Here is a 26,412-nt window from a genome sequence, read left to right as displayed (position 1 = left end):
GCCGCCGCGTTCCCCGCCCACGTGGGCGGATTGTCAGGTGCCTCTCAGGACGCCGTGTACATCAACTCCCGTCCCGACACCATCCGGAACAGCCGCTGACCGTCGGGCACCACAGTCGTGGCGATCTCCAGGGCTTCGGCGGGGACGGTTGCCGCGAGGTCCTGGGTCGCGGCAGTGGCCGGGGCCGGGAGCCAGGCCCCTGGGGCGCCGTGGTGCCCTGCCGGCGGTACGCCGGCCGAGCCCGTGGAGTGGGCGGGCACCGGGGCGGCGCCGGCCTCCCGGACGGTTCCCACATGGGCGTTGCCTGGCCTGATCTTGGGGGCGACCGCAGTGCTCCGGTCCGTTGCCCAGCGCTGGTCATCGGAGCTGTCCCGAACCTTGACCACCACGGTGGCACCGGCCCGCGGAGCGGAGGGGGCGACGGCGAGCCCCTCGTTCCAACGGGGGACCATCTGGCCATGGACCGTCAGGTCGTACCGGACATGCGCGGCGTCGGTGGCCGTGGTCCCCGAGCAACGGCTCAGCACGGAGACCCCGTCCACCGCACGTGAGTTGACGCAGAGTTCGGGCGCCGCAGAGCTGCGCACCCGCCCGTCCTCCTCGTAGATCCACCGCTGGGTCACGGAGGTACCGCAGAGCGAGAGGACCACATCGGCGCCGATCAACGCGCGTTGACTACCGACATCAAGACACAGTCCTGATGTGGTGTTGCGCAATCGAGTGGTCAGTGGCCCCGGTGGATGGCCCCCGGCGGATGTGGTGGAGGGTTGGGGTCCGGGGGGTGGCTTGGCACCCGGAAGCGGCTCCGCCGAGATGGGTCCCCCCGGGACCGCGTAGCCGGCCATTCCGCCCCCGCCGGCCCACGGTTCGGTGGCCACGGTGGCGACCACCACCAGACCGGTGACGATCCCCAGACCGGCGACGACGGCCGTACGGCGACGCTCGGAACGACCGCGCCGGCGGCCGCCGGACGGTGGTCCTCCCCGGCCACCGAGCAGGCGTCGCCCCGCACGGCTGGTGGGCCCCCGCCAGACCGTGTCCCTGGCTTGATGTCCCTCCTCACCTCGACCGGGCCGGGAGTCGAGGTAGGGCTGCGCCGCCCAACCGAGGAGCCCCTCGGCCACCAACAGCGCGAGTCGGCCATCTCCGTGATCCAACTGTTCGGCGGCGAACTGGCAGTGCTCGCAGTGCGCCAGATGTGCCTTGATGTCGGGTATCAGCGCGCCACCTCGACGCATGGACACATCGATGAGCCGGTTGTAGTGCCGGCACTCCGCCTCGGGTGCGAGTTCGAGGTGGAAGCGCAGGATGCCCGCTCGGAGCATTTTCCGCGCTTGTTCGAGCTGAGCTGGTCCGCCGCGTTCATCCATGGCAAGTAAACCGGCCGGTACGGAAATCTCTTCGGCTTCGACGTCCACATGCCACAGCAGGCATTGCGCGGGCCCCGGCAATGCCTGGAATGCCCGTGCCACGAGGATACGGTTCTCGGCGACCCTAAACATATCGGCCGGAATCAACTGTCCGGTCTGCGGATTCCGGAGTTCGGGTAGCGCAGCTACGCGTTCATCGGTAGCCCATCCCTCGGCGATACGGCGGGCATGCATCAAGAGCATCGGACGGATTGCGGCGCTTGAACGCACTTGCCGCAAGTTCTCCAGTGCTTTGCTGAATGCCGCCGTGGTCAACATCGCCGCGGCTTTCTCCGATGGAGTGCCGATCGAGGCGTAGTCGAAGACAGCGTCCCAGTGCCGTGCGATCAGCACGGCCACTGAACGAGCCTCGTCCTTACCGTCATTGGCACGTAGTGCCGCTGCCAGCCCTTCATCGGACGCGGCGGAGTCAAGGCCGGTACGAGTGGGCGTGACGGGGCTCTGAGTTCGGGGTTTCTGCATAAAACGTCATTCCATCCTTGGCATTGCAGTGGGGGGTTGGGCAGTGCCGTCCGGACCTGGTCAGGGGGAACTGTGTTTTCGGTTATTGAGTTCGTTGTGGTCATTGAGTTCACAGCTTGTCGAAAAAGGAGTGCGAGCATGTGGTCCATACCGCCACCCATTCATACGACTGAACAGAAACGACCGTGTTCGGACGCGGGGAAGCTCACCCTCGCACAACCGTCTGGCGGGAACAAGAGTCACCAACTCGCCGCTAATCACTGGGTCCTGGAATGGAAATCGAGCACGTCACTCTTGCTCGCAGTTGACCGATTTACCCAGGGTCACAGCAACTCGAACAGGGTCGTTCGAACATAATTTTTCGAACACTCATCCCGGATCGATGGCATGTCAACGGGGTTACTGGTGAGGGGCCGTTCACCCGCCCCCAACTGCGCACAGTCAGCGCAGTCGACTCAAAGGGCGACCAACTCGGCTTCGGTGGCCTTAACGCTCATCCATACGGCGCTGCCATCCACGAGTCCCAACTCCACAGCGGCCGCCGGAGTGATCTCAGCGACCAGATCCGGCGCCTGAGCGGAGCTCATCAGAATGCGCAACCGACTCCCCGAAGCCGTGATTTCCCTGACCGTGCCGGGCCAGACGTTTCGAGGACTGCCACCGGGCCGCTCGCGGTGTACGGAGACGGCCTCGGGAGCAATGATCGCCAGCGCGTCGGTGCCCGGAGGCAGCGGCTCGGCGACGATCAATCGACCGTCGCCGACGAGGGCGAGCCCCTCCTCGGTGGCCGTACCCGGCCAGGCGTTGCGGCCCAGCATCCGGGCGACCCAAGGGGAACGCGGATGGCGAGTGACCTCCGTGGGCGGTGCGTCCTGCACGGCACGCCCCTCGTCGAGAACCAGGACGCGGTCGGCGAGGGAGACCGCCTCGACCGGGTCATGGGTGACGATCAGACACACACCGCCGAAGCCGGCGAGATGGCCGCGCAGCGTGTGGCGCACCCGCGCCCGGGTCGTCTGATCGAGAGCGGCCAGCGGCTCATCGAGCAGCAGCAGCCGAGGCCGCGCGGCCAGCGCCCGCGCCAGGGCGACCCGTTGGGCCTGTCCCCCGGAGAGCTGACCCGGTTTGCGCTGGGCCAGGTGCCCCACCCCCAGCCGGTCGAGCCAGAGTTGGGCGGTGCGCCGGGCCTCGGCACGCGCCACACCGTGACTGCGCAGCCCGTAGGCGGTGTTGCCCAGGGCGCTCAGATGGGGGAAGAGCGCACCGCTCTGCGGAACCCAGGCCACACCACGGCGGTGTGGAGGCAGCGCTGTCACATCGGTACCGCCCAGCCGGAGCACGGCGTGGGCGCGCGGGGTCAGCCCCAGGAGGGCTCGCAGCAGGGTGGTCTTCCCTGCGCCGTTGGGGCCGACGACCGCGATGGTGGTACCCGGGTCGGCGGCGAGAGTGAGCCGGGTGAAGCCGGTGAGGTCCGCGTCGAGGGAGAAGCGCTCGGCTTCGCCCGGGGCTGTGGTCTTGATGGGCTCGATGGGCTCGGCGACCGGTTGAGCGAGGTCGGCAACCGGTGGAGCGGGGTCGTCAGCATGGTCATCGCGTACGACTCTAACGGCCGCCTCGGTCCCCGCGCCGCCTCCCGCCGCTCCCTGGGTCCAGCGCCCCCTCAGCGCGATCAGCACCACCATGGCGATGGCCAGCAGCAGCAGCGACACCGAGGTGGCCGCCGCCGGTTCGTCCTGGAGCAGCAGATAGACCTGGAGCGGAAGGGTTTGCGTGGCTCCCGGCAGATTGCCGGCGAAGGTGATGGTCGCCCCGAACTCACCCAGTGCCCGGGCCCAGGTGAGCGCGGCCCCCGCGACCAGCCCGGGCGCGGCCATCGGCAGGGTGACGGTGAGGAACACCCGTACCGGAGAGGCCCCCAGCGAGGCCGCGGTCTCCTCATAGCTCGGCCGCAGCCCGCGCAGCGCGCCTTCGAGGCTGATGACCAGAAAGGGCATGGCGACAAAGGTCGCGGCGACGATCGCGCCGGAGGTGTGGAACGGCAGAACGATCCCGAAGGTGTCTTCGAGCCAGGGTCCGAGCAGTCCGCGACGGCCGAAGCCAAGGAGGAGTGCGACGCCTCCGACCGTCGGCGGCAGCACCATCGGCAGCATCACCAAGGAGCGTACGAGGGTCTTGCCCGGGAAGTGGACCCGGGCCAGCAGCCAGGCCAGCGGCACCCCGAGCACCAGGGACAGACCCAGCGCCCAGAAGGAGACGAACAGCGAGAGACGTAGCGCCTCGGTGACCCCCGGGCTGGTCAGATGCGTACCGAGCGCCGCCCATTCGGTACGGGCGAGGATGCCGACCAGGGGCAGGAGCAGAAAGGCGATGGCGAGCAGCGCGGGGAGGGCGAGTGCGAGAGGTGCACGGGCGCCGGGGGTGCGGGAGCGGCGGTTCATCGGGGTTCCTGTGTCGGTGGGACGGCGATGCGAAGGACGGCTGGTGTACGAGGTGTACCCGCTCGGCGCCCCGCTGTCCGACTCCCCGCGCCGGGCAGCGGCCGCGTTGGGACGGTGGGGCTACGGCTGCTGGAAGCCCGCGTCCCGGAGGATCTTCTGGGCCGCCGGGGTGCTCAACCAGGCCACGAACGCGGCGGCGGCCTTGGAGTTCTTCGAAGTCTTCAGGGTCGCGGCCGGATAGTCGGCGATGGCGTTCTGGGCATCGGGGATGGTGACGGCGTCGACCTTGTCATCGGCGGATGAGGCGTCGGTCTGGTAGACGAGCCCCGCATCGGCCTCGCCGAGTTCGACCTTGCTCAGGACCGCGCGGACATTGGGTTCCTCGGAGACCGGCTTGACCTTGACCTGCTGGGCGCCGAGAACCTTCTTGCTGTAGCGGCCGACCGGTACCTGGGGAGCGGCGAGCACCACCTTGAGCTTGGTGTCCGCGAGGTCCTTGAGGTCGTCGATCTTATGGGGATTGCCCTCGGTGGTGGCGATGACCAGGCGGTTCTTGGCAATGATGGTGGGTGTGCCGGTATCCGACGCCAGGGTGTCCATGGTCTTGGTGTCGGCGGTGACCAGCGCGTCGGCGGGGGCGCCTTGTCGGACCTGGGCGGCCAACTCCTGCGAGCCGGCGAAGGAGAAGGTCACCTTGGTGCCCGGATGGTCCTTCTCATAGGCGGCGCCGGCCGTCTTGAAGACATCGGTCAGCGAGGACGCGGCCAGCACGGTGAGATCGGCAGCGGGAGTGGTGCCCGCCGCCCCGGCCTTCCTGTCCTTGGCGGGCTCCTCGTCGCCGCAGGCCGTGAGCGGAACGAGCACGGCAGCGGTGAGGGCGAGCGCGAGGACCCGGCGGCGGGCGGCGGTAGCGGGCATGGGTGTGGCTCCTTGGTGAGGGTGGGGCGGGGTGGGCTGTCGGGTCTGCTGGCGTAGCCGCTCAGAGCCGGTCGATATGCACATTGGTCGACTTCACCCGGGCGGTTGCCTGCATCCCGACTTCCAGCCCCAACTCCTCCACGGCCTCTCGCGTCAGCAGCGAGACCAGTCGGTGCGGCCCGGCCTGGATCTCGACCTGCGCCGCGACATCACCGAGCTTGACGGCGGTGACGATGCCCGGGAAGGCGTTGCGGGCGGAGGTGTACGACTCCTCTTCCTCGCCGCTGGTCTGGGCGACCTCGATGGAGAAAGCCGCAAGGTCTCGGCCATCGATGAGTCGCCGACCGTTCTCATCGCGATGGGTGGCCACCTTGCCGGCGTCGGCCCAGCGTCGGGCGGTATCGGGGCTGACTCCGAGGAGCCGGGCGGCCTGACCAATGGTGTAGGACTGCATATGCGACACCGTAGGCCGATTGGACATGCATTTACAAGGTTGCCCTACCTATAGAGCCGCATATGCGAGACCCAGAGCTTATCCGCCGGCTCAGTGGTCTATCTCTTGCGCAGGGGTGGGCCAGCGATGGGTGAGGCAGGGCAAGACACTCGACAGCTGGCTTGATTTCACGACACCCACGGGCATTCGCCGTCCCGCCCGGAGTACCCGCGCGAGGCCTCACGGTCCGGGGACGGGGCTCGGAGGCGGTGGACAGTGATCCCGGTGGAGCCCCCGCAGCCGCAACAGGGAGGAACCGGAGTCGGCGAAGACTCCAGCACCAGGATCAACGGCCGTCGGGTCGAACCGCCCGCGACCCTCCGCACCATCCGTGACGCGCTGGAGCCCGAGTTGGTCGCCGAGTCCACCAGGGACGTGGAGGACGCCGGGCCGGACGAGATCCGCGGCGCCCTGGCTCGGTGGGCGCTACGCACCCCCGGGGGTCACGATCCAGTCGAGGAGGAGCGGGTCGCTCGCCTTCTCACCGGGGACATGACGGGATCGGCCTCCCCGGATCGGGATCGGCCTCCCCGGATGAGGACGGTGCGTACGCCGTGCCGGATGAGCCTGCGGATTGCCTCCACGGGTGACGCCGGAGCCGAACGGCGTTGTCTGGGCGAGGAGAGCAGCGAAGCAGGTGATCAGGGGATGGACGCCATCGCCCGGAGTCCCCGGCCCCGGCCCCGGCTGCGGCTGCGGCTACGGCTGCGGCTGCCCAAGCCGGGTGAGATCACCCGGGATGCTGCGCAGAATCGTTTCCCCTGCGGCAGCCCTTGTCCTCGCCCAGCACCGAGAGCAGTTCGCGCGCCGTGAGTGCGGCCTGGAGGCGCAGGGTCACCTCGGGGTCGAGTGGGTTGGCGTCGAGGAGTTCACGGATCTGGCCCACTCGGTAGCCCACGGAGTTGCGGTGGAGATGGAGGAGTTCCGCCACGGCGGCCCGGCTGCCCTTGGTCGCGAGCCAGGCACTCAGGGTGGTCACCCACTCCTCGCGCTCCAGGATCGGGCCGAGGTGTTGTTCGACGAACGCCTGGAGGCGCTCCGGGGACACCCCGAACAGCAACTGGGCCAGACCGAGCGAGGAGAACATCAACTCGACCTCACCCGGGCGACGGCGCAGAAGGCCGAGGACGGTCTCGGCGTCCCGGAAGGAGCGGGAGGTCTCTCGGACATCGGAGACCACAGGACCGGCGGCGGCGAGCACCAACTCATCGCCGACCATGCCCTGGAGGCGGACCCTGATCCGGGATATCTCCCGGTCGATATCGCCCTCCAGCACGGCGAGGCCGAACTGTCCGTCCTGTCGTACCGGCATCTCCAACCAGGAAAGGGCCGTTGACCAGGTGCGCTGGTTGGGCCCGCCGTAGGCGAAGACCACGGCGGCGTGCGGCTGGTCGAGCCTCAGGCCGAATCGGGCCGCGGTCCGCAGCACCTCCGCGTGGTTGCGCAGTGCGCCGAAGCGAAGCTCGTCGATGAGCCGGCCGGCGGTCTCGGTGGAGGCGGCGGCCACGGCGTCCCGCCGGATCGCCTCGATGGCGATGGCGGTGGAGGCGGCCCGCAGCAGCACATCGTCGTCGTCCAGGTCGGCGCGCCGCTCGGCGCCGCCGAGCAGCAGCAGGCCCACCCGGCGTTCACCCGCCCGGACCGCGCGGGCGGTGGCGCTCCAGCCCGGCTCGCAGATCACCGTGGCCGGCCCGTCCTTGGCGAACACCTGGGCGACGCTCACGGGGGTCATCGCCGTGGTGCCGTCATCGGTCGCGGCGAGCACTCCGCCGTGCACGCCCACCAGACGGGCGGGGCGGCCGGTGTGGTGGGTGACGGCGCGCAGCACGGCGAGCCAGCCGTCGCCGGAGAGGGCCAGGCTGTTGAGCTTGCGCTCGAACGCCTCGGCCGCGGCCGGCGTCAGGGGCTTGGCCGCTACGGGCGGCGGGCTGGGGCGAGCTGGTCTGACAACGGACTGGTTCATGGTGCTCCGCACTGCTCGGTAAACGGTTCATCCGGCTGGTGGCGACGGTTTCCAAGCCCGCTGGTGATGTCCGTAATCGCCGGAATCCCCGATTCGGAGTTGTCGGTATCGGGAACGTATCCCGTCGCGAACGTCTGCGCTACGCCCTTTAGCTCCTGAATTAAGTGAAGGGCGGCTGTTGCCGGGGCCTGGGTGGACAGCTCCCCCGCCGCATAGTTCTCAAAGTGGTGGCAGTAGGGGTATCGCGGTCCGCTACCCCGCCATGACACGATCGCGAAATGTGCGCTGATAACGCGATATCTCATGATCAGGGTGTTCCAGCCTCGTCCCGTACCGCGCTGGAGGACCCCGGTCAGATCTCCATCGCAGGGGCCGCGGTGAAGGCCGCCGCCCGTGCGGTGGTGGATCGGGCGACCCCGGAGCTGGTGGCGCTCAGCCATCGGTTGCACGCCCACCCCGAACTCGGCTTCGAGGAGGAACGGGCCTGCGGATGGCTGGGTGACATGCTCACCGCACATGGTTTTACGGTGACCACCGGGGTCTGTGATCTGCCCACGGCATTCGTCGCCGAGCGGGGCAGCGGTCCGCTGGTCATCGGGATCTGCGCCGAGTACGACGCCCTCCCCGGTATCGGCCACGCCTGCGGACACAATGTCATCGCCTCCGCGGCCGTCACCGCCGCCCTGGCTCTGGGCGAGGTCGCCGATGAGCTGGGTGTGACGGTACGCGTCCTGGGCACCCCCGCCGAGGAGAACGGCGGTGGCAAGGTGCTGATGCTGGAGCGTGGCGCGTTCGCCGGCGTCCACGCGGCGATGATGGTGCATCCGGCGCCGAGTGAACGGCTCGATCCGTTCTGTCTGGCCAGGGCGCAGCTGAGCATCCGCTATGAGGGACGGGCGGCTCACGCCTCCGCCTGCCCCGAGGACGGGCTCAACGCGGCCGACGCCCTGACGGTCGCTCAGGTGGCGCTGGGGCTGCTGCGTCAGCACATGACTCCGGATCAGCGGGTGCACGGCATCATCACGACCGGTGGACAGGTACCCAATGTGATCCCCGAGTTGACCGAGGCGGCGTACTACGTGCGGGCGGCCACCCTCCCGGCACTTCATGAGTTGGAGGCCAGGGTGCGGGAGTGTTTTGAGGCGGGCGCGGTGGCGACCCGCACCCGGCTGACGATCGGTTCCGACTCGCCCACGTACTCGCACTTCCGCCACGATTCCCAGCTGCTCGCCGCCTATGAACGCAACGCACTCGCGCTCGGGCGTTCCTTCCCACCGGTGGGACCCGCCGATGATCGGCAAGCGGGCTCCACCGATATGGCCAATGTGTCGCTGGCCGTCCCTTCCATCCAGCCGCTGGTGTCGATCGGATCGGGTACGGCGGGTCTGCATCAGGCGGAGTTCGCGGCCTACGCTGCACGGCCGGAGGCCGATCGGGCCTTGCTGGAAGGCGGGTTGGCCATGGCGTGGACCGCGGTGGACATGGCCCTTGACGTAGCGGCCCGGGGACGGCTGCTCGCTCTGTGACGAAGCGTCGGACCGTCTGATGCCGGGTGCGCCCGGTGACGTCCCGGGCGGGTGGGGCCCCGCGCAGACCGACAGGACCCCACCGCGGAGCGGTTGTTGATCGGGCACCACGCCAACGGGATGGGGCCGTGCCGTAGGCCAACGACCTTTCCCGGTGGCGGCGTTGCCGCAAGCCGAAGGGGCGGCGCGCTGGTCGCGCGCCGCCGTCGTCGGCGTACCGCCGTGGACCACGACGGTCAGGAGCTCCGCTCCGGTCCCGGCTGCGCGTCCGTACGCGGCGAGGGGTCCGCGTCATCCGACCGCGCCGAGGAGTCCGCGGTCACCACTCGGGCGGCCGCGAGGTAGGCCTGGACATTGCGCCGGGTCTCCCCGACGCTGTCCCCGCCGAACTTCTCCAGCACGGCATCCGCGAGCACCAGGGCGACCATGGCTTCCGCGACCACTCCGGTCGCCGGGACCGCGCAGACATCGCTGCGCTGGGCGATCGCCTTCGCCGCCTCTCCGGTGCGTACGTCGACGGTCGACAGCGCGCGGGACAGGGTCGAGATCGGCTTCATCGCCGCGCGGACGCGCAGCACTTCGCCGGTCGTCATACCCCCCTCGATGCCGCCCGTCCGCTCGGTGATCCTTCGGACTTCGAGCCGCCCCGGTGTTCCGCCGACGCCCTCGATCTCATCGTGGGCGACCGAACCGCGTCGGGCGGCGGTGGTGAAACCGTCGCCGACCTCGACGCCCTTGATCGCCTGGATGCCCATCATCGAGGCGGCCAGCCGGGAGTCCAGCCGACGGTCCCAGTGGACATGGCTGCCAAGGCCCGGGGGCAGTCCGTAGACCACGACCTCGACGACCCCGCCCAGGGTGTCGGCGTCCGCGTGGGCGTCGTCGATCTCCTGGTCCATGGCGGCCGAGGTGGCGGGGTCCAGGCAGCGCACGGGGTCGGCGTCCACCGCGTCCCGGGAGCCGCGCACCGGAACCAGGCCATCGGGCAGGGCCACCGACCCGATGCGTACGACATGGCTGATCACCTCGACGTCGAGCACCTGGGTCAGGAACGCCCGGGCCACCTCGCCCAGGCTCACCCTGGCCGCGGTCTCACGGGCGCTGGCCCGCTCAAGTACCGGGCGGATGTCCTCGAAGTCGTACTTCTGCATGCCCGCCAGATCGGCGTGCCCGGGGCGCGGGCGGGTCAGGGACGCGGCTCGGCCGCGGTCCGGGAAGCGGCCCGGTTCGTCGTAGGAGCGGCCGGTCTCATCGGCCGGATCGGGGGCCATCACCTCGGACCACTTGGACCACTCGGTGTTGGCGATCCGCACCGCGACGGGACCGCCCATGGTCCGCCCGTGCCGTACGCCTCCGTTGATCTCCACCTGGTCGCGTTCGAGCAACATACGCGCCCCGCGCCCCTTACCGAGACGGCGTCTGGCCAGGGCGTCCGCCAGGTCCTTGGTGGAAATCTCCACTCCGGCGGGCATTCCTTCCAGCACCGCGGTGAGCGCGGGTCCATGGGACTCGCCCGCAGTCAGCCAACGCAGCATGTTCTTCGCCTTTCGTCGTCGTACATCCGCACTTTCCCTCTCCGGACCGCTCTTGCCTGCCCGTACCCGCGCGGGTGAGCCCGGTCAGGCCAGGTCCTGGCTCTGCCGGTACGCACGCCGGGTGCTCGTTCAGGTCAGCAGCAGTGCCACCCCCGCCACCATGCCCACCGTGACCACCACGGCGCGCAGTACGGACGCGGGCACCCGGCGCCCGAGCGCGGCACCGAGCAGACCGCCCGGTATCGATCCCAGGGCGACCAGTAGCACCGGCAGCCAGGCCACATCCGCGGTGAGCGCGAAGAGCGCCGCCGCGATGAGGTTGACCAGTGCCTGGAGAAGGTTTTTGAGGCCGTTGAGCAGACGGAGATCGTCATCGAGGACGATCGCGAGCAGGGCCAGCAGCAGAACGCCCTGTGCGGCGCCGAAGTATCCGCCGTACACGCTCACGGCGAAGACGGCGAGCGGGAGCGTCCGGCCGACCGTGCGCGCGGCGGTCGGGGCGGCTGTGGCGGTGCCGCCCCCGGTGGGCTGGGGTGCGCCGGGGCCCTGGGGCGCGCGGTTTCGGCGCTCGCTGACCAGCCGGGTGAGCCAGGGCTGAAGTGCCATCAGAAGCGCGGCCAGCAGCACCAGCAGCGGCACCACCGAGCGGAAGGAGTCCGCCGAGAGACTGAGCAGCAGCAGCGCACCCGTCAGCCCGCCGAGTACGGCGGCGACCGACAGGGGCAGCAACCGGTGTTTCTGGACTGCGAGTTCACGACGGCAGCCCAGCGCGCCGCTGATCGACCCGGGTGTCAGCCCCACGGTGTTGGAGACATTGGCGACGACGGGCGGATAGCCGAGGGCGACCAGGACGGGGAAGGTGAGGAGCGAGCCCGATCCGACGACGGTGTTGAGCGTGCCGGCCGCGAGTCCCGCAGCCAGCACAAGGGCGATCTCCAGGGCGGTCACGAGCGCGTCGACACCCTCGACGACCCGGCCGACACCGACGACCCGGCCGAAACAGCCGAAGCGGTCGACACGTCGGACACACTCGACACCACGGCTGTCCCGGTGCGCGGCTTGGCGGAGGAGGGGCGGGGTGCCGGGGCGGGTGCCTGGTCGGCCGGGTGGGCGGCGGATGCCTTCCCTGAGGGTCCCTTCGATGACTGCGCGGCATCGCTCTGGGGGGCTCGGGAGCCCTGGGTGGTGCGCTGCTTCACGGGCCGGGGCAGCGCTGCCCCCGGGAGCAGCACGACCTTGCCCATCGTCTGCCCGCTCTCCATCCGGTGGTGTGCCACGGCTGCTTCCGAGAGCGGGAGCAGGGTGTCCACGATCGGTTCGAGTTCACCCTCGATCCCGCTGCCGTCCCCGAAGCAGAAGTCGATCATCGCGCCGAAGTCGGCGTATCCACAGGAGCCGGCCCCGAGCAGGGTGATCCCGCAGTGGAAGGCGTGCGGTAGATGGAAAGCGGCCGTCGTACCGGACGTATCGCCGCAGAACACCAGCCGCCCGCGCAGTCTCAGGGAGTGGAGCGAGGCCTGGAAGAGTGCCGGGCCGACATGGTCCAGGACGAGATCGACGCCGACGCCGTGGTTGAGTTCACGGGCGCGGGCGGCGACGTCCTCCCTGCGGTTGTTGATCGTCGCGTGGGCGCCGACCGTGGCCATATGGGCCGACTTCTCGTCGGTGCTTGAGCTGACGATGACCCGGGCGCCGATCCGGCGGGCGATATGGACCGCGGCCATGCTCACTCCGCTGCCGCCGCCGTGGACCAGTACGGTCTCGTCGGCGCGCAGTTCACCACGGACGACCAGGGCCTGCCAGGCCATTCCGTAGGCGGTGGGCAGTGCGGCGGCGGCGATATGGGCGGTGCCCGGGGGCAGGACATGGGTGTGGGTGGCGGGGACCGCGACGAGTTCGGCGTAGCCGCCCGGCCGGTTGCCGCCGATGATCTGGACGTCGGCGCAGTAGGCGTCCTGACCGATACGGCACTCCTGGCAGTGGCCGCAGGCCACAGCGGGGTTGACGACGACCCGATCGCCGAGGCGGCGCCCTTCGACACCCGGGCCGGTGGCGACGATATCGCCGGAGATGTCCATGCCCGGGATGTGCGGCAGGCTGAAGCCGGGCAGTACGCCCGGTCCACGCCGCTGAAGCAGGTCGAGACGGTTGACTCCGGCCGCCCGTACCGCGATCAGAACCTCGCCCGGGCCCGGCTCGGGGTCGGCCAGATCGCGGTACTCAAGGGTCTCGGGCCCGCCGTGGCGGGTGTTGACGACGGCTTTCACGCGGTCCCCCGAACAAATGGAATACCCAGCGCGCCGGGCGCCCGGTGCGTCTTGGCAAGGAACATCATCGCGAGCAGCGCCAGCAGATAGGGCGCGGCGATAAGGAATTGGGCGTTCAGTTGGACACCGAGCGCGGGCAGGGCCAGTCGCATGGCGTCGGCGGCTCCGAAGACCAGGCAGCCGGCGATGGTGCCGCGCAGGGTCCAGCCGCCGAAGATGACGGCGGCGATGACGACGAAGCCACGGCCCGCGGTCATGTTCTGGTTGAACATGCCGACCTCACCGACGGCGAGATAGGCGCCGCCGAGTCCGGAGAGCAGCCCGCAGATCAGCAGTGCCTGGCGGCGGCGCTTGCGCACGTCGATGCCGGTGACATCGGCCGACTGCGGGTTCTCACCCGCGGCGCGCAGCTCAAGACCGAACCGGCTGCGCTGGACCAGCCACCAGACGAACGGGATGAGCACGATCAGGAGGTAGACCGGCCAGCGGTGGGAGAAGAGGACGGGCCCGAGGAGTGGGATATCGGAGATGTAGGGGATGTTGACGGCGTTGACCTGGTTGTTGGTGTCCAGCTTGACCGAGTCGAGCAGGAAGCTGGTGAGCCCGAGGATCAGCGCGCTCAGGACGAGTCCCACGACATAGGTGTTGACGCCGAGCCGATGGCTGAACTGGGCGTGGACAAAGCCGATGATCAGGCCGGCCACCATGCCGAAGATCAGTCCGGTGGATGCCGAGCCGGTGATGGTGGCGCCCAGTACGGCGCTGAAGGCACCGCCGAGCATCATGGCCTCGACGGAGATGTTGATGGTGCCTGCTCGCTCGGCGATGTACTCACCGCAGGCCGCGAAGGCCAGGGGCACGGTGAGCCGTACGGCGCTGGCGAGGATCACGGATGCCTCGTCGATCATGATGCCTCCTCAGGCGTCCGTGGTGCGGGCGACTCGGCGCCGCTGGATCTCGGCGAAGGCCGTCGGGAAGACGACGGCGAGGACGAGTAGGGCCGTGACCACGGCGACGATGTAGCGGGGGATGCCGGTGGAGGCGAGGAATCCGCCACCGGCGCGCAGTGCGCCGAAGAAGAGCGCGACGGGGATGGCGCGGACCGGGTTGTCCTTGGCGACCAGGGCGACGAGCAGTCCGTCGAAGCCGACGTTGTCGGCGAAGCCGTCCTGGATGCGGTAGCCGCTGCCGGTGAGCATGGCGCCGCCGGCGAGTCCGGCGAAGGCACCGGAGGCCAGGAGCGCTCCTCCGCCGACGACCACGGCACCGACGCCGGCCCGGTGGGCGGTCTTGGCGTTCAGCCCGAGAAGGCGGATGCGAAAGCCCCAGCGGCTGCGGGTGAGGGCGAAGTAGACGCCGACGGCGAGCAGGGCCGCGATGAAGATGCCGGCGCCGATGTTGAAGCCGGGGTACTCACCGAACCGGGGCAGCCAGACCGACTCGCGGAGCATGTCGGACTGCGAGGCGGTGGTCTGGCCGGGCACCGCCTGCTCCCGCAGGAGATAGGGCCGGTTGACGGCGAAGGAGACCACCTGGTTGGCGACGAAGATCAGCAGCAGGGTCGCGATCACCACGTCGACGCCGCGCCAGTAGTAGAGGATGGCGGCGATGCTGGCCCAGAGTGCGCCGCCGATCGCGGCGCAGAGCAGGATCATCAGCAGGACGAACCAGCCGGGGCCGGGCATGAAGAGCCCGACCGAGGCGCCCACGGCCGCCCCGATGATCAGCTGCCCCTCCTGGCCGATGTTGAAGATGCCCGCCCGTGCGGCGATCACCGAACCGATGGCGACCATCAGCAGCGGGGCCGCCTGGTCGATGCTCTGCCCGATGGAGGAACCGCTGCCGAGGCTGCCCTCGTACATCGCGACGGCCGCGTCCCAGGGGGACTTGCCGACGACGGCGACGAGGAGTCCGGCGATGGCGAACGCCAGGGAGAGGGAGAGTGCGTACAGGCCCGGGGTCCGTAGCCGCTGGGTGATCGGCGCTCCGGTCCGCGGGGCCGCGGGGCCCGGGGGCCCCGCGGGGCGGGCGGCATGCGGGGCCTCAAGGAGCTTGGTCATGCGGTCTGGCCTCCCATCATCATGCCGAGGCGCTCGACGTCGACATCCGCGCGGTCCATCTCGCCGACGATCGTTCCGCGGTGGATGACCGCTATCCGCTGGGAAAGGGTGAGGATTTCGCTGAGTTCGGTGGAGAGCAGCAGCACGGCGATACCGCTCTTGGCCGCTTCGTGGAGCCGCAGGGTCATGTATTCGATGGCGCCGATGTCGAGGCCGCGGGTGGGCTGGGCCGCGACCAGGACGCGCGGTCGGGCGGAGAGTTCGCGGGCGAGTACGACCTTCTGCTGGTTGCCGCCGGAGAGCAGCCGCATCGGGGTGTCGGGCGAGGGGGTGGCGATCTCGAACTCTTCGATGAGGGCGCGGGCCCGCTCATTGAGTCGGCTCCGACTGAGCAGACCGCGCTTGCTGATGCCTCCGAGGTCGGCGAGGACCAGGTTCTCGGCGACGCTCATGTCCAGTACGCAGCCGGAGGCATGGCGATCCTCGGGGATCACTCCGATTCCGGCCGCGTGCATGGCTCCGGGACGGCCGGCGGCGATGGTCTTGCCATCGACTTCGACGGTTCCGGAGGTCAGTGGCAGCAGGCTGGAGAAGAGGTCTCCCACCGCGGACTGGCCGTTGCCCTCGACTCCGGCGATGCCCAGGATCTCGCCCGCGCGCAGCTCCAGGGTCAGACCGCGCAGCAGCGGGATCTTCTCGGGGCTGATGGCGTGGGCGTCCTTGATCCGCAGGAGTACGCCGGTGGTTGCCTCGGTCACGGTCGGGGCCGCCGCCGAAGGGGTGGCCCCCGAGGGGTCCGCCGCCACGGACCCCTCAGGTGTCGAGACTTCCTGTGCCGACGGCTCATCGGCAGTCGTCGGCTCCTCCGCCACTTCGAGTTGCGGACCGCTCGCCGGCTCCGTCTGGCCCGGCTCGATCAGTGCGTCCATGACGCCGACCGCGGTGGCCGCGGTCCACTTGGAGAGTTCGCGCCCGACCATTTCGCGGGCGAGGGCCCGCTCATCGGTCTCGGCGGTGATCCGCCGCCCCACCACCCGGCCCTGCCGCATGATGGTGACCTTGTCGGTGGCGTGGATGATCTCATCGAGCTTGTGGCTGATGAGGATCACCGCCTTGCCCTCGTCGGCGACGACTCGGCGGAGCACGGTGAACAGGTCCCGCGACTCCTCCAGGGTGAGTACCGACGTCGGCTCGTCCAGGACCAGGACATCCGGGTCCCTGCGGAGGCATTTGACGATCTCCACCCGCTGGCGCTCTCCGGTGGAGAGGTCCTCCACCCGGGCGTCCGGGTCGACGGCGAGGCCGTAGCGTTCGCCGACCTCGCGCACCACGGTACGGATGTGTTCCCGGTCGACGCGGCCACGGTCACCGAGGGCGATGTTCTCCCAGACGGTGAGCCTGCCCACCAGGCTGAAGTGCTGGTGGACCATGGCGATACCGCGGGCCGCCGCGGTGAGCGGGTCGGAGATCGTCTCGGGCTTGCCGCGCAGCAGGATCTGCCCGGAATCCGGGGTGACCAGACCGAGCAGCACCTTCATCAGGGTGCTCTTGCCCGCGCCGTTCTCCCCGAGCAGGCCGTGGATCTCTCCGGCCGCGACACTGAGATCGACATCGCCGCAGGCGCAGACCGGACCGAAGTGCTTGCTGATGCCTACCATCTGGAGGGCCGGGGCATCAGCCTCCCCAGCGGTCACCGGCGCTGTGCCCGGTGCGAGCGGACTACTGCTTGCCGGCGACGGCGTCATCGACGTTCAGCTTTCCGGATCCGATGTCCTCCGTGAGCTTCTTGAGCTGAGCCTCCTGATCGCCCTTCGGGTCACAGAGCTTGACGTAGGGGACCGGGTCCTTGCCGAGGTGCCATTCACGGGCGACGCCCATGCGCAGGGTGCCTGCCTTGAAGTCCTTGAGCGCTCCGGCGAAGTAGGCGCCGGGGCTGAAGACGACGGAGATCGCGTACTTCACTCCGCTCGCGTCGCCGCAGCGGTCGGTGCCGGGGGTGAGGGCCGGGACGCCCTTCTTGTTGGCGATCCGGGTGACCGAGTCGGTGGCCCCGCCGAGATAGGGGTAGATCACCTTGACGCCCTGGGAGAGCTGGGCGTTGGCGGCCTCGTTGGCCTTGCCGGAGTCATTGAAGTCGCCGGTGTAGTTCTCGACGAGTTCGGCGTCGGGGACGACGGCCTTGATGCCGGCCTTGAACGCCTTGGCGACAGCGCGGGCGAAGTCCAGGTCGGGGCCGGTGATGTAGCCGGCCTTCTTGCCGCCGTTGTCCTTGAGGACGAGGCCGGCCGCGTATCCGGCGGCGTACAGGCTCTCGTTGATGAAGTCGAGGGACTGGGTGAACTCCGGAGTCTGCTTCACGCCCATGCCACCGCTGATGTACCAGGTGACGCCCTTGCACTGGGGCTCGGTCGAGGCGGAGAGCGCGTCTTTCAGTTCACTGGCGCCGATCGCGACCATGTCGACGCGCTGGCGGCAGAGGTTGCGCGCCTGCTGCACCGCGGCGGCCGGGTTGATCTTGTCGACGATGGTGAGCTTCCAGCCGTTCTCATCAGCGTACTTCTGCGATTCGTCGACGAAGCTCTGGTAGTAGCCCTTGTCCTTGGTGTCACCGGGGCTCATGACACCGATGACGACCTTGCCGTCACCGTTGACATCGGGTTCGCCCTTGGGGAGCGTGCCGCCCGCCTGGGTGCCGGTGGTGGCGTCCGTGCCCTTCTCGGTGGTGGCCTTGGTGGCGGGCTTCTTGGGGTCGTCGGTCTGCGGGTCTCCACAGGCGGTCAACATCAGTCCTGGTACGACGACCAGTCCCGCAACGGCTCTCAGCATTCTCTTCATTGCATGGTCTCCAGACGACTCGGCGCGGATAGGGCATCTCGTACGGCGGCTGTGGACCGGGTCGCTCCGCCGTCGGCGACGGAGCGGATGAGGGTGTGGACGGCGCCGGCCCGGCCGGTGGTCCATCGGTCCTTCGGTCGTACGTGGGTGCTGCGGGAGTTGCAGGAGTGGGGGGAGCAGCGGAATCCGTCGGATCCACGGAGGTCCGCGGCCCAGAATTACTGGTACCGCTCTACCGGTGGTGCACGGTGGTGCCGCCTGCGAGGCGGCACCGGGGACAGGGAGTGCGACGGGCCAACAGCCGTCAGTCCTGGTGGGACTCGGGGTTGGCGCCCCACTGGATGATCTGTACGTAGTTGCCGTCGGGGTCGGCGAGGGTGCCGATCAGTCCGAAGGGCATCTGCTCGACCTTGCGCACCCAGGTGACGTCCTGGGTCAGCAGGTGCGCCTCCAGGGCGCGGCAGTCGTCCACATCGAGGTTGATGATGATCCGCGCGGCGTCGTTGTTCGGGCCGGAGACCTCGCTGTGCTCCTCGATGAAGAGCTGAACGGCACCGAAGGCGAATGCGCCACCGTCGTTCTCCGTGACGGAGAACGCGGCGCGGTACCAGGACTTCATCTGCTCGACGTTGCTCGAACCGATGAGCAGGCTGCCGATGTTCACGGGATTCCTCCGATGTGGTGAAGGGGTCTCCCATCCCCGAGTCCAGGGATGGGACGGAGACGAGTGAGCGAGAAGGGGCGAAGGCAGCGGATGGGAGAGGCTGCCGGCGAAAGGCGGTGGTATGGCGCGGCCATGGGTTCTGCGCGCTCGGGCGGGCACGGTGTGGATGCGTCGCCGCGGGGTCGTCGCTGCTGCCGTGGTGGTGGCGGCGAGCAGCGGACCGGGAAGGTGCGACGGGGCTACCGTGGGGCGCGGTGCGGGTCCCCGGGCCGGAAGGCGGCTGGTCAGCCGTTGCGGTACTCATCCCTGGGCGGGGTGAAGACATCGATGATCCAGGTCTCGCCGTGCTCGGGGTCGCCGATGAAGAGGCTGTCCCCGTGGTCATGGCCCTTGGGCGCCCAGTAGACATCGCCGGGGCCCAGTACCCTGCGCTCGTCCGAGCCGATCCGGAAGTCCAACTTGCCCTTGATGACAATGCCCCACTGCTCGTTGTCGGGGTGGTTGTCGTAGGGGGTGGGTCCGCGGCCCTCGGCGATGCGCCAGAAGGTCACCATCATGTCGTCCCCGGTGTAGACGCGTCTACGGAAGCCCGGCTTGACCTCTTTGAACTCGGAATCGTCGAACGGCCAGACGTGCTCTTCGTCGCTCACGGGTGGATCGGTCCTCTCTGTTGTGCCGGCTGCCCGGCTACCGGCCCGCGGTCCTGTCGTTCTCCCACCCCTCGCGGTGGGAGCGGCGACCAGGACGTGCGATCACCGGCTCTAGAACATGCGGGCGATCATGTGCTTCTCGACCTCGCCCAGATGATCGGCGGCGGCCAGGGCCGCGGCCTTGGGATCGCCGCCGGTGACCGCGTCGGCGATGCGTACATGGGCGATCGACGCCTCAGCGATCACTTCCCGTACCGCGGCGGCGTTGTTCTCGGCGTCCAGCAGCGAGGAGAAGTCCTCGGAGGCGAACACCGCGTCCAGCGCCTTGCGGTACAGCTCGTGCAGGGTGGGGTTGCCACAGGCGCGGGCCAGCGCCAGATGGAACCTCCGGTCGAGGTCTCGGAACTCCTCCAGTCGCAGTCCGGGGCCGAACTCCGCCGCCAGCGCCGCTATCTGGGCCCGTTCGACGTCACTGGCCCGTAGGGCGGCCAGCTTGGCGATGGCGACCTCGGTCACCTGCCGTACCTCGAAGAGCTCCGAGACATTGCGCTTGCGCCGGTCATCCACTCCCAGCGGGACATCGGGCAGGGTTTCGGCGACGAAGAAGCGGTTGCCGCGCTTGATGACACAGCCCAGGAAGACCAGTCCCTGCACCGCCTCCCGCACCGATGTCCGCGCGACACCGAACTGTTCGCACAGCGTCCGCTCCGCGGGGAACCGCGCGCCCGGGGCGAGCGCGCCGTCCCGGATGCTCTCCAGCAGCGAGTCACGGACCTTCTCCGAGACCGTGGAGCGGGAGACGGGAGCGAACTGGATGGGGTCCATGGCCGTCAGGAGCCGCTCACGACGGCGAAGCGCCGTATCTCGGCGTCCAGGTCCAACGGGCGGACGATGGCCTGGTGGGCCTCGTCTCCCCAGTGCTCGGGCGGCACCAGCCACATCACCTCGAACTCCAACCCATCGGGGTCGAGCGCGTAGAGGCTCTTGTTGGCGCCGTGGTCGCTGGCGCCCTTGAGGGCGCCCGCCTTCAGCAGCCGCTCCCGTACCCCGGCCAGCGCCTCAAGCGTGGGCACTTCCCAGGCGATGTGGTACATCCCCACCGTCTTCGCCCCGGCTTCGGAGGCCTTGGCCTTCTCACCGATGGTGAAGAACGCGATGTCGTGGTGGTTCTCGGAGGCGGGGGCACGCATAAAGACGAAGCTGCCCGGGGGGCCCTCGATGATGGTCTCGAACCCGAGCACATCGTGATAGAAAGCCGCGGTCTTGCGGGCGTCCCGCACATAGAGGACCGCGTGGTTCATGCCTGTGATCGCCATCGCCAACAGCTCCTTTCGGACTTTCGGACTGATGGTCTGACATTCAGAAGGTAGGGATGCCAGACCATTTGGGTCTTTGTTTCTGGAGCACAAAGGACGGATTCAGCCGCTGTGCACCTGAACGTTCACGGCCTTGATCCGGGTGTACGCATCGACTCCGGTACGGGAGAAACCGCTGGACTTACGCGGTTCACCTCGGCCGCCGTTCATATCTGGCGCAAAATGGCAGTTGACATTGACTTCACCGCAGTCCAGGGCATCCGCGAACCGGAAGGCGCGCTCCAGGTTCGAGGTGAAGACCGTGCCGTTGAGGCCGTAGCTGGTGCCGTTGGCGAGCTCCACCGCCTCGGCCTCCGAGCTGAACGGCATCGCCGCCAGCACAGGACCGAAGACCTCCTGCTGCTCCAGCTCACAGCCGCGCCGCACCCCACCGAGTACGGTCGGCGCCACAAAGGCCGAACCGAGACCGGAGGGCACCGAGGGCGAGCCGATCAGCTTGGCGTCCCCCGCGCCGACGGCCCGCTCGACATAGCCGCGCACCCGCTCGGCGTGCCGCTCATTGATCAGCGGGCCGATGAAGGTCGAGGGGTCGAGCGCGTCCCCGATTGGCAGTGAGGCCGCCGCCTCGGCGACCCCGTGGATCACCTCGTCGTACACGGACTCCTCGATCAGCAGCCGGCTGCCGGCGACACAGACCTCGCCCATGTTCACAAAGGCCGCCATCATCGCCCAGCCCACTGCCTGCTCCAGATCGGAGTCGGCGAACACCACGACCGGGGACTTGCCCCCCAGTTCCAGATGGACCGGGGTCAGATTGCGGGCGGCCGCGGCCATCACATGACGGCCGGTCTCGGTGCCACCGGTCAGACTGATCAGATCGACCCGCGGATCGGTGATCAGCTGCTCGCCCACCCTGCCACCGGGGCCGAGCACCACATTGAGCACCCCGGCGGGCAGCCCGGCCGCGGTGAGGATACGGCCCAGCTCCACCAGGGTGATCACCGCGTCGATGGGCGGCTTCGCCACGATCGAGCAGCCAGCGGCCAGTGCGGAGGCGATCCGCTGGCTACCGGTCATCAGCGGCCCGTTCCACGGCAGCAGCTCCACCACCACACCGGCCGGCTCAGGCTGCCGTACGGTCAGGATCTCCGGGCCACCGCCCGGCAGCAGCTCCGGCGGGAAGGTGGCCCGCCGGGCGTCACCATGGGCGGTACGGGTCACGGCAGCGGCGTAGGAGAACGCGTTGGCGGCCTCGTACACATCGTTGACAAGCGCCCCGGACACCCCCTTGCCGGTGTCCAGGGCCTCCAGAGCGGCGAGCCTCGGCGCGTTCGCGCGGATGGCCGCCGCTGCCGCCTCCAGCACCTCGGCCTTGCGCGGCCCCGGCATCCGCCGCCAGACACCACTGTCGAAGCTGCTGCGAGCGGCGCCGATGGCCGCGTCCACCTCCTGCTCGGTTGCGGCGAGGAAGCGGGCCGGCTGCTGGCCGGTGGAAGGGTCGGTGATCGGCTGCGGTGTGCCGTCGGTGGCCTCCTTGCCCCCGATGAGCTGTGGATAGGGCTCGGTGCTGAGCCAGCCCGGCTGGAGCCTGGGCTCAGCGCCAGCGCTGTCGTCGGGGCCCTGTTCGGACGTCGCGGCACACATCGCGGCTTCTCCCTCTCACTACCTGGACGCTTCTGATGAATTCGTGTCAGGTTGACGCCCGCGGGAGGCAGCCGCATCGTGTTCCCGGCATGGACAGCGGCCCGTTGATTGTGCTCCCGGCCACGATGTTCTCCGGGCGTCGGCGACCTAATGTCCCTGGTCATGGTGAGAGACGCCGACTCAAGCGAGCCGAGCGCCCGGACGGACGCGGGCAGCCCGGATGCTCCGCTGTGGTCCCCGGGCACAACGGGACCGCACGGCAGAAGCGACGCGGCCAGCGGAACGGACCCGGAGGCCTCCGGTCTCCATGGGTCCGCCGCAGGACCGGAAGCCGTCGGCCTCCATGGATTCGGTCCGGGACTGCGCCCCGACCTCCTGGTCACGGGTGGCGATGTGGTCACCATGAACGCCCGCCGTGAGGTCCTCGCGGGCGGAGCCGTCGCCATCGCGGGCGATCGCGTCCTCGACGTCGGAGCCACCTCGGAGCTTCGGAACCGCTGGCCCGGCACCCCCGAACTCGACGCCCGGGGCTGTGTGGTCACCCCCGGGATGATCAACGCCCATCAGCACCAGACCGGTGACCCGCTGGCCCGTGCCCAGATACCCGACGACCTACCGCCCGGCGCCTCCATCGACACCTGGGCCATCCCCCTGCACGCCGCCCACACCGCTGCGGACGACGCACTCTCCGCACTGCTGACCTGCGTGGAGAACCTGCGCAACGGGGTGACCACCCTCGTTGAGGCCGGTACGGTCGCCCACCCCCACCGGGTCGCCCACGCCATGCACACGGCAGGCATCCGGGGCACCATCGGCACCTGGGGCTGGGATGTCCCCGGAGCGCCCTTCGCCGCTCCCGCGCCCCAGGTCCTGGACCGGATCTGCGAGTTGATCGAGACCTATCCGGCAGGCGGCCAGGTCGAGGGCTGGGTCACCCTCGTCGGCCACGGCCTGGCATCCGATGAACTACTGATGGGCGCTGCCGAGTTGGCTCGTTCCACCGGCGCCCCGATGACCATGCACCTCTCCCCCTCCCAGTCCGATCCCGAGCACTACCTCAAGACCACCGGCCGCCGGCCGGTCACCCATCTGGAACACCTCGGTGTGCTGGGACCGCATCTACTGCTGGCCCACGCCGTCTGGCTGGACGACACCGAGACCGATGCTCTCCTTCGCAGCCGTACCGCCGTCGCCTACTGCCCCTGGGCCTACCTCCGGCTGGGCCAGGGAGTGACCCGAGCGGGCCGTCACGCCGAGATCTTCGAGCGCGGCGGTCGACTCGCGCTCGGTACCGACTCCGGGAACGCCGGCGACAGCTCCGACATCCTCCGTACCGCCGCACTCGCGGCGGGTCTGGCGAAGGACATGCGCGTCGATCCCACGGTCGGGCTCGGCGCCGCGGGCGCGCTGGAGTTGGCCACCATTCGCGGCGCCGAGGCCATCGGCATGGCCGATCGGATCGGCTCCCTCGAACCGGGCAAGTACGCGGATCTGGTGGTCCACTCCACCACCGGCCCCCAGTGGGCGCCCCGCGGAGACATCGCCCATCAACTGGTGTGGTCATCCGATGGCCGCTCGGTGCGGGATGTGCTGGTCGGCGGTCGGGCCGTGGTCCGCGACCACTTGTGCACCACCGTCGATGAGACCGCCCTCCACACCGACGCCGCCCAGGCCGCCACCGATCTGCTGACCAGATCCGGGGTACCGGCCCGCTCCAGTTGGCCGGTCATACCGGCGCAGTGACCCACCCGCCCACCAACGCCGTACCGCCCCTCTATCCTCCGGGAGTCCCCGTATGAAGATCGCCGTCATCACCGCCGCCGAGCAGGTCGGACTGCGCGAGGAGCCGGATCCGGTACCGGGTCCCGAGGACGTGCTGGTCAGGATCGGCGCCTGCGGTCTGTGCACCATGGAGCGCCGCCTCTACCTGGGCACCAAGCCCATCTACCCCGTCGCCGCGGGTCATGAGGTCGCCGGCGAGGTCATCGCGGTCGGCGCCAAGGCCGCCGTGCTGCCCGGCGTACCCCGGGTCGGTGACACCGTCACCCTCGATCTGCTCACCCGCTGCGGCAGCTGCACCTCCTGTCGCCGAGGCCGGAGCGCGCTCTGCAAGCAGCCGCAGGGCGGTGCGCTCTCGGACGGAACCATCTCGATGGGCGCGGGCCTCGCCCAGTTGGTGAAGGTTCCCGCACGGCAGGCGTTCGGCACCGGCTCCGCGCCGCTGCGGCACGCCGCCATGGGCGAACCGCTCGCCTGTGTCACCCACTCCGCACGCCTCGGCGGACTGCGCGCCGGCGACCGGGTGGCCGTCGTCGGCGCCGGTTACATGGGCCGGCTCCACCTCGCGCTGGCCAAACTGCGCGGTGCGGCATCGGTCGGTCTGATCGACATCAGCGAGGAGCGGTTGACCGAGGCACGGGAGGCCGGCGCCGACTGGACCAGCACCCCCGCCGAGGCCGTCGCCAAGGGCGGCAAGCAGGATCTGGTGTTCGTCACCGCGGGCGCTCCCGACGCGTTGGAGACCGCGGTGGCCATGTGTGACGACGGCGGTACGGTCGTCCTGTTCGGCGCCTTCCCCAAGGACCTGTCCGCCGGAATCAGCCCGGACGCGATCCACCACCATGAGCTGACCGTCCTCGGTGTCTTCAGCCATGAGCCCCAGGACTGGACCGAGGCGGCGGCCCTGATCGCCTCCGGTCGACTCGCCACCGATCTGGACGCCCTGGTCACGGCCGAGTTCCCGCTCGCCGAGGTGGATGAGGCACTGCGGCTGGCCGCGAAGTCACCGGTCTATCGAGTCCTCGTGGGCGGCTGACCGTGTCGCCCGCGTCCGCTCCGGTCGTCGTCGGGGTCGACCTGGGAAGCAACTCCGCCCGCGCACTGGCCCTCGACCCCGACGGCCGCACCCTGGGCAGCGCCACCGCCGGCTACCCGGGCTCGGACTCCTGGCGGCCCGGCCACGCAGACCCGGCGGGCTGGCTCGCCGGCGCCACCGATGCCGTACACCGGCTGGCGGCACAACTGCCCGCTGCAGCCGCACCCGTCGCGCTGTCCTTCGGTGGCCAGAGCCCCACCACGGTCGCGACTCACCCCACCCGATCGACGGCGCTGACCTGCCGCCACCCGGCCGGCGCCACCGGCTCACCGGTGGAGCAGCACCACGCCCAGAGCGCGCTGCTGGCCCAGGAGTACGGCTCCGACGCCGTGATCTGGCAGCTGTACGACTGGGTGATGGCCGAGTTGGGCGCGGATCGGCACCAGTCCCGCTGGCCCGGGGACCCGCTGCTGACCGGCTACGGCCCCGCTGCCCCGACCGGTTCGGTGGTGGGCAGGGCCAGCGGCGCCCGCGGTCTGCCCAGCGGTACGCCGCTGGTAGCCGGGGCCCAGGACGCGTATCTGGCGTTCTGGGCGGGCGGCCTCGATCAGCCGGGGCGCGCGATGGACCCGGGCGGACGCACCGGCGGCCTGGCCGTCGCGGTGGCCGCCGGATCGCCCGCCGCCGATCACTACGCCCTGCCCAGTGCCGTTCCGGGACTCGACATCGTCGGCGGGCCCGTCGCGGCCCACGGTCTGATGCTGGAGTGGCTGAGCGGACTGACCGGGCGAAAGGTGCCCGAACTGCTGGCGCTGGCCGACGGGGTGCCCGCGGGCGCCCGGGGCGTCAGTGTCATCCCCTATCTGGAGGGCGAGCGCGCACCCCGCTGGAACCGCGCCCTACGCAGCGAGATCCACGGCCTGTCCGCGTCCGCCGGTCCCGGTGAGATCACTCGGGCCGCACTGGAGGGCGCCGCCTACGGACTGGCCCACATCGCCATGGAGCTGGCCGCCAAACAGGCCCCCATCCACACCCTGGTCTGCGCCGGTTCCCCGGCACTCAGCCGACTGTGGTGCTCGGTCAAGGCCTCGGTCCTCGGTGTACCGGTCGAGGTGCCCGAACCGGTCGATGTGGCCGCCTACGGCGCCGCACTCGCAGCGGGTGCGGGCGCGGGCTGGTGGCCCGTACCGGGTGCCGGGCGAGGCGGCGACTGGCCGAGGCCGACGATGACGCTGATCGAGCCCGAGCCCGACCCGGTGTACGAGGACGGGCTACGGCAGTTCCTCGCGCTCGGGGACGCGGGCGTGGCCCGAGTGACCGAACGCCAGGAACGCGCCGCGCGAACCACCTCCCCCAACACCCCGACAGACATCGCCGCGTAACACAGCGCAGCCCG

21 protein-coding genes and 1 pseudogene are annotated in these 26,412 nt (G+C 69.7%); 5 read left to right on the top strand and 17 right to left on the bottom strand.

Going from position 1 to position 26,412, the window contains the following annotated elements; genetic code table 11:
• Positions 1-44: 44 nt before the first annotated feature.
• The 4 genes from NBG84_RS09930 to NBG84_RS09915 all read right to left on the bottom strand — a co-directional run bounded on the left by NBG84_RS09930 (position 45) and on the right by NBG84_RS09915 (position 5,702).
• On the bottom strand, positions 45-1,892 hold the full coding sequence (locus NBG84_RS09930) for an RICIN domain-containing protein (protein WP_250918961.1): 1,848 nt from the start codon (positions 1,890-1,892) through the stop codon (positions 45-47).
• Between the two features lie 455 nt (positions 1,893-2,347).
• Positions 2,348-4,330 carry an ABC transporter permease gene (locus tag NBG84_RS09925; protein WP_250918960.1) on the bottom strand — a complete coding sequence of 661 codons (1,983 nt, stop codon included), beginning with the start codon at positions 4,328-4,330 and terminating at the stop codon, positions 2,348-2,350.
• Between the two features lie 120 nt (positions 4,331-4,450).
• The gene (gene modA / locus NBG84_RS09920) at positions 4,451-5,248 is read right to left on the bottom strand and encodes a molybdate ABC transporter substrate-binding protein (RefSeq protein ID WP_250918959.1); all 798 of its coding nucleotides are present in this window, start codon (positions 5,246-5,248) and stop codon (positions 4,451-4,453) included.
• Between the two features lie 61 nt (positions 5,249-5,309).
• Positions 5,310-5,702, bottom strand: coding sequence for a TOBE domain-containing protein (locus tag NBG84_RS09915; protein ID WP_250918958.1), 393 nt, complete (start codon positions 5,700-5,702; stop codon positions 5,310-5,312).
• A gap of 264 nt (positions 5,703-5,966) precedes the next feature.
• On the opposite strand from NBG84_RS09915, the gene NBG84_RS09910 reads away from it, so the two are divergent.
• The gene (locus tag NBG84_RS09910) at positions 5,967-6,554 is read left to right on the top strand and encodes a hypothetical protein (RefSeq protein ID WP_250918957.1); all 588 of its coding nucleotides are present in this window, start codon (positions 5,967-5,969) and stop codon (positions 6,552-6,554) included.
• Here NBG84_RS09910 and NBG84_RS09905 read toward each other — a convergent pair.
• Positions 6,472-7,704 (bottom strand): PucR family transcriptional regulator, encoded by a 1,233-nt coding sequence (locus NBG84_RS09905; protein WP_250918956.1) that lies wholly within the window; start codon positions 7,702-7,704, stop codon positions 6,472-6,474. The genes NBG84_RS09910 and NBG84_RS09905 overlap by 83 nt on opposite strands.
• 278 nt (positions 7,705-7,982) lie before the next feature.
• Between NBG84_RS09905 and NBG84_RS09900 the strand changes: the two genes are divergently transcribed.
• On the top strand, positions 7,983-9,230 hold the full coding sequence (locus NBG84_RS09900; protein ID WP_250918955.1) for a M20 family metallopeptidase: 1,248 nt from the start codon (positions 7,983-7,985) through the stop codon (positions 9,228-9,230).
• Positions 9,231-9,568: 338 nt separating this feature from the next.
• Here NBG84_RS09900 and aroC read toward each other — a convergent pair.
• From aroC to NBG84_RS09840, 12 genes and pseudogenes are all read right to left on the bottom strand, one after another.
• A pseudogene (aroC, locus tag NBG84_RS09895) lies at positions 9,569-10,765 on the bottom strand (chorismate synthase); the annotation flags it as partial.
• A 129-nt stretch (positions 10,766-10,894) separates the two neighbouring features.
• A complete protein-coding gene (locus NBG84_RS09890; RefSeq protein ID WP_250918953.1) occupies positions 10,895-11,713 on the bottom strand; it encodes a sulfite exporter TauE/SafE family protein in 819 nt (272 codons plus the stop codon).
• Entirely contained in the window at positions 11,710-13,032 is a 1,323-nt protein-coding gene (locus tag NBG84_RS09885) for an alcohol dehydrogenase catalytic domain-containing protein (RefSeq protein WP_250918952.1), read from the bottom strand. Before NBG84_RS09885 ends, NBG84_RS09890 begins: the two co-directional genes overlap by 4 nt.
• Positions 13,029-13,940 carry an ABC transporter permease gene (locus tag NBG84_RS09880; protein WP_250918951.1) on the bottom strand — a complete coding sequence of 304 codons (912 nt, stop codon included), beginning with the start codon at positions 13,938-13,940 and terminating at the stop codon, positions 13,029-13,031. Before NBG84_RS09880 ends, NBG84_RS09885 begins: the two co-directional genes overlap by 4 nt.
• Before the next feature lie 9 nt (positions 13,941-13,949).
• The gene (locus tag NBG84_RS09875; RefSeq protein ID WP_250918950.1) at positions 13,950-15,092 is read right to left on the bottom strand and encodes an ABC transporter permease; all 1,143 of its coding nucleotides are present in this window, start codon (positions 15,090-15,092) and stop codon (positions 13,950-13,952) included.
• Positions 15,089-16,786 (bottom strand): ABC transporter ATP-binding protein, encoded by a 1,698-nt coding sequence (locus NBG84_RS09870; protein ID WP_250918949.1) that lies wholly within the window; start codon positions 16,784-16,786, stop codon positions 15,089-15,091. The genes NBG84_RS09875 and NBG84_RS09870 overlap by 4 nt, the downstream gene beginning before the upstream one ends.
• Before the next feature lie 25 nt (positions 16,787-16,811).
• Entirely contained in the window at positions 16,812-17,918 is a 1,107-nt protein-coding gene (locus NBG84_RS09865; protein WP_250918948.1) for a BMP family ABC transporter substrate-binding protein, read from the bottom strand.
• 313 nt (positions 17,919-18,231) lie between these two features.
• Positions 18,232-18,591, bottom strand: a complete 360-nt coding sequence (locus tag NBG84_RS09860; protein ID WP_250918947.1) for a VOC family protein — start codon at positions 18,589-18,591, stop codon at positions 18,232-18,234.
• 284 nt (positions 18,592-18,875) lie between these two features.
• Positions 18,876-19,241 carry a cupin domain-containing protein gene (locus NBG84_RS09855; protein WP_250918946.1) on the bottom strand — a complete coding sequence of 122 codons (366 nt, stop codon included), beginning with the start codon at positions 19,239-19,241 and terminating at the stop codon, positions 18,876-18,878.
• Between the two features lie 111 nt (positions 19,242-19,352).
• Complete coding sequence (locus NBG84_RS09850) at positions 19,353-20,066, bottom strand: FadR/GntR family transcriptional regulator (RefSeq protein WP_250918945.1); 714 nt, start codon at positions 20,064-20,066, stop codon at positions 19,353-19,355.
• 5 nt (positions 20,067-20,071) lie between these two features.
• Positions 20,072-20,557 carry a VOC family protein gene (locus NBG84_RS09845; protein ID WP_250918944.1) on the bottom strand — a complete coding sequence of 162 codons (486 nt, stop codon included), beginning with the start codon at positions 20,555-20,557 and terminating at the stop codon, positions 20,072-20,074.
• Positions 20,558-20,659: 102 nt separating this feature from the next.
• The gene (locus tag NBG84_RS09840) at positions 20,660-22,201 is read right to left on the bottom strand and encodes an aldehyde dehydrogenase family protein (protein WP_250918943.1); all 1,542 of its coding nucleotides are present in this window, start codon (positions 22,199-22,201) and stop codon (positions 20,660-20,662) included.
• A 162-nt stretch (positions 22,202-22,363) separates the two neighbouring features.
• On the opposite strand from NBG84_RS09840, the gene NBG84_RS09835 reads away from it, so the two are divergent.
• The 3 genes from NBG84_RS09835 to NBG84_RS41060 are packed head-to-tail and all read left to right on the top strand — an operon-like array spanning position 22,364 to position 26,398.
• Complete coding sequence (locus NBG84_RS09835; protein ID WP_250918942.1) at positions 22,364-23,944, top strand: amidohydrolase family protein; 1,581 nt, start codon at positions 22,364-22,366, stop codon at positions 23,942-23,944.
• A gap of 52 nt (positions 23,945-23,996) precedes the next feature.
• Positions 23,997-25,016: a zinc-dependent alcohol dehydrogenase gene (locus NBG84_RS09830; RefSeq protein WP_250918941.1), complete on the top strand. Its 1,020-nt coding sequence runs from the start codon at positions 23,997-23,999 to the stop codon at positions 25,014-25,016.
• Between the two features lie 2 nt (positions 25,017-25,018).
• Positions 25,019-26,398, top strand: coding sequence for an FGGY-family carbohydrate kinase (locus tag NBG84_RS41060; protein WP_250918940.1), 1,380 nt, complete (start codon positions 25,019-25,021; stop codon positions 26,396-26,398).
• The last annotated feature ends 14 nt before the right edge of the window (positions 26,399-26,412 follow it).

The organism is Streptomyces albipurpureus, assembly GCF_023701525.1.
GTDB lineage: Bacteria > Actinomycetota > Actinomycetes > Streptomycetales > Streptomycetaceae > Streptomyces > Streptomyces albipurpureus.
The sequence above is the reverse complement of the archived record's forward strand: the minus strand, read 5'-3'. Positions and strand labels throughout refer to the sequence as shown.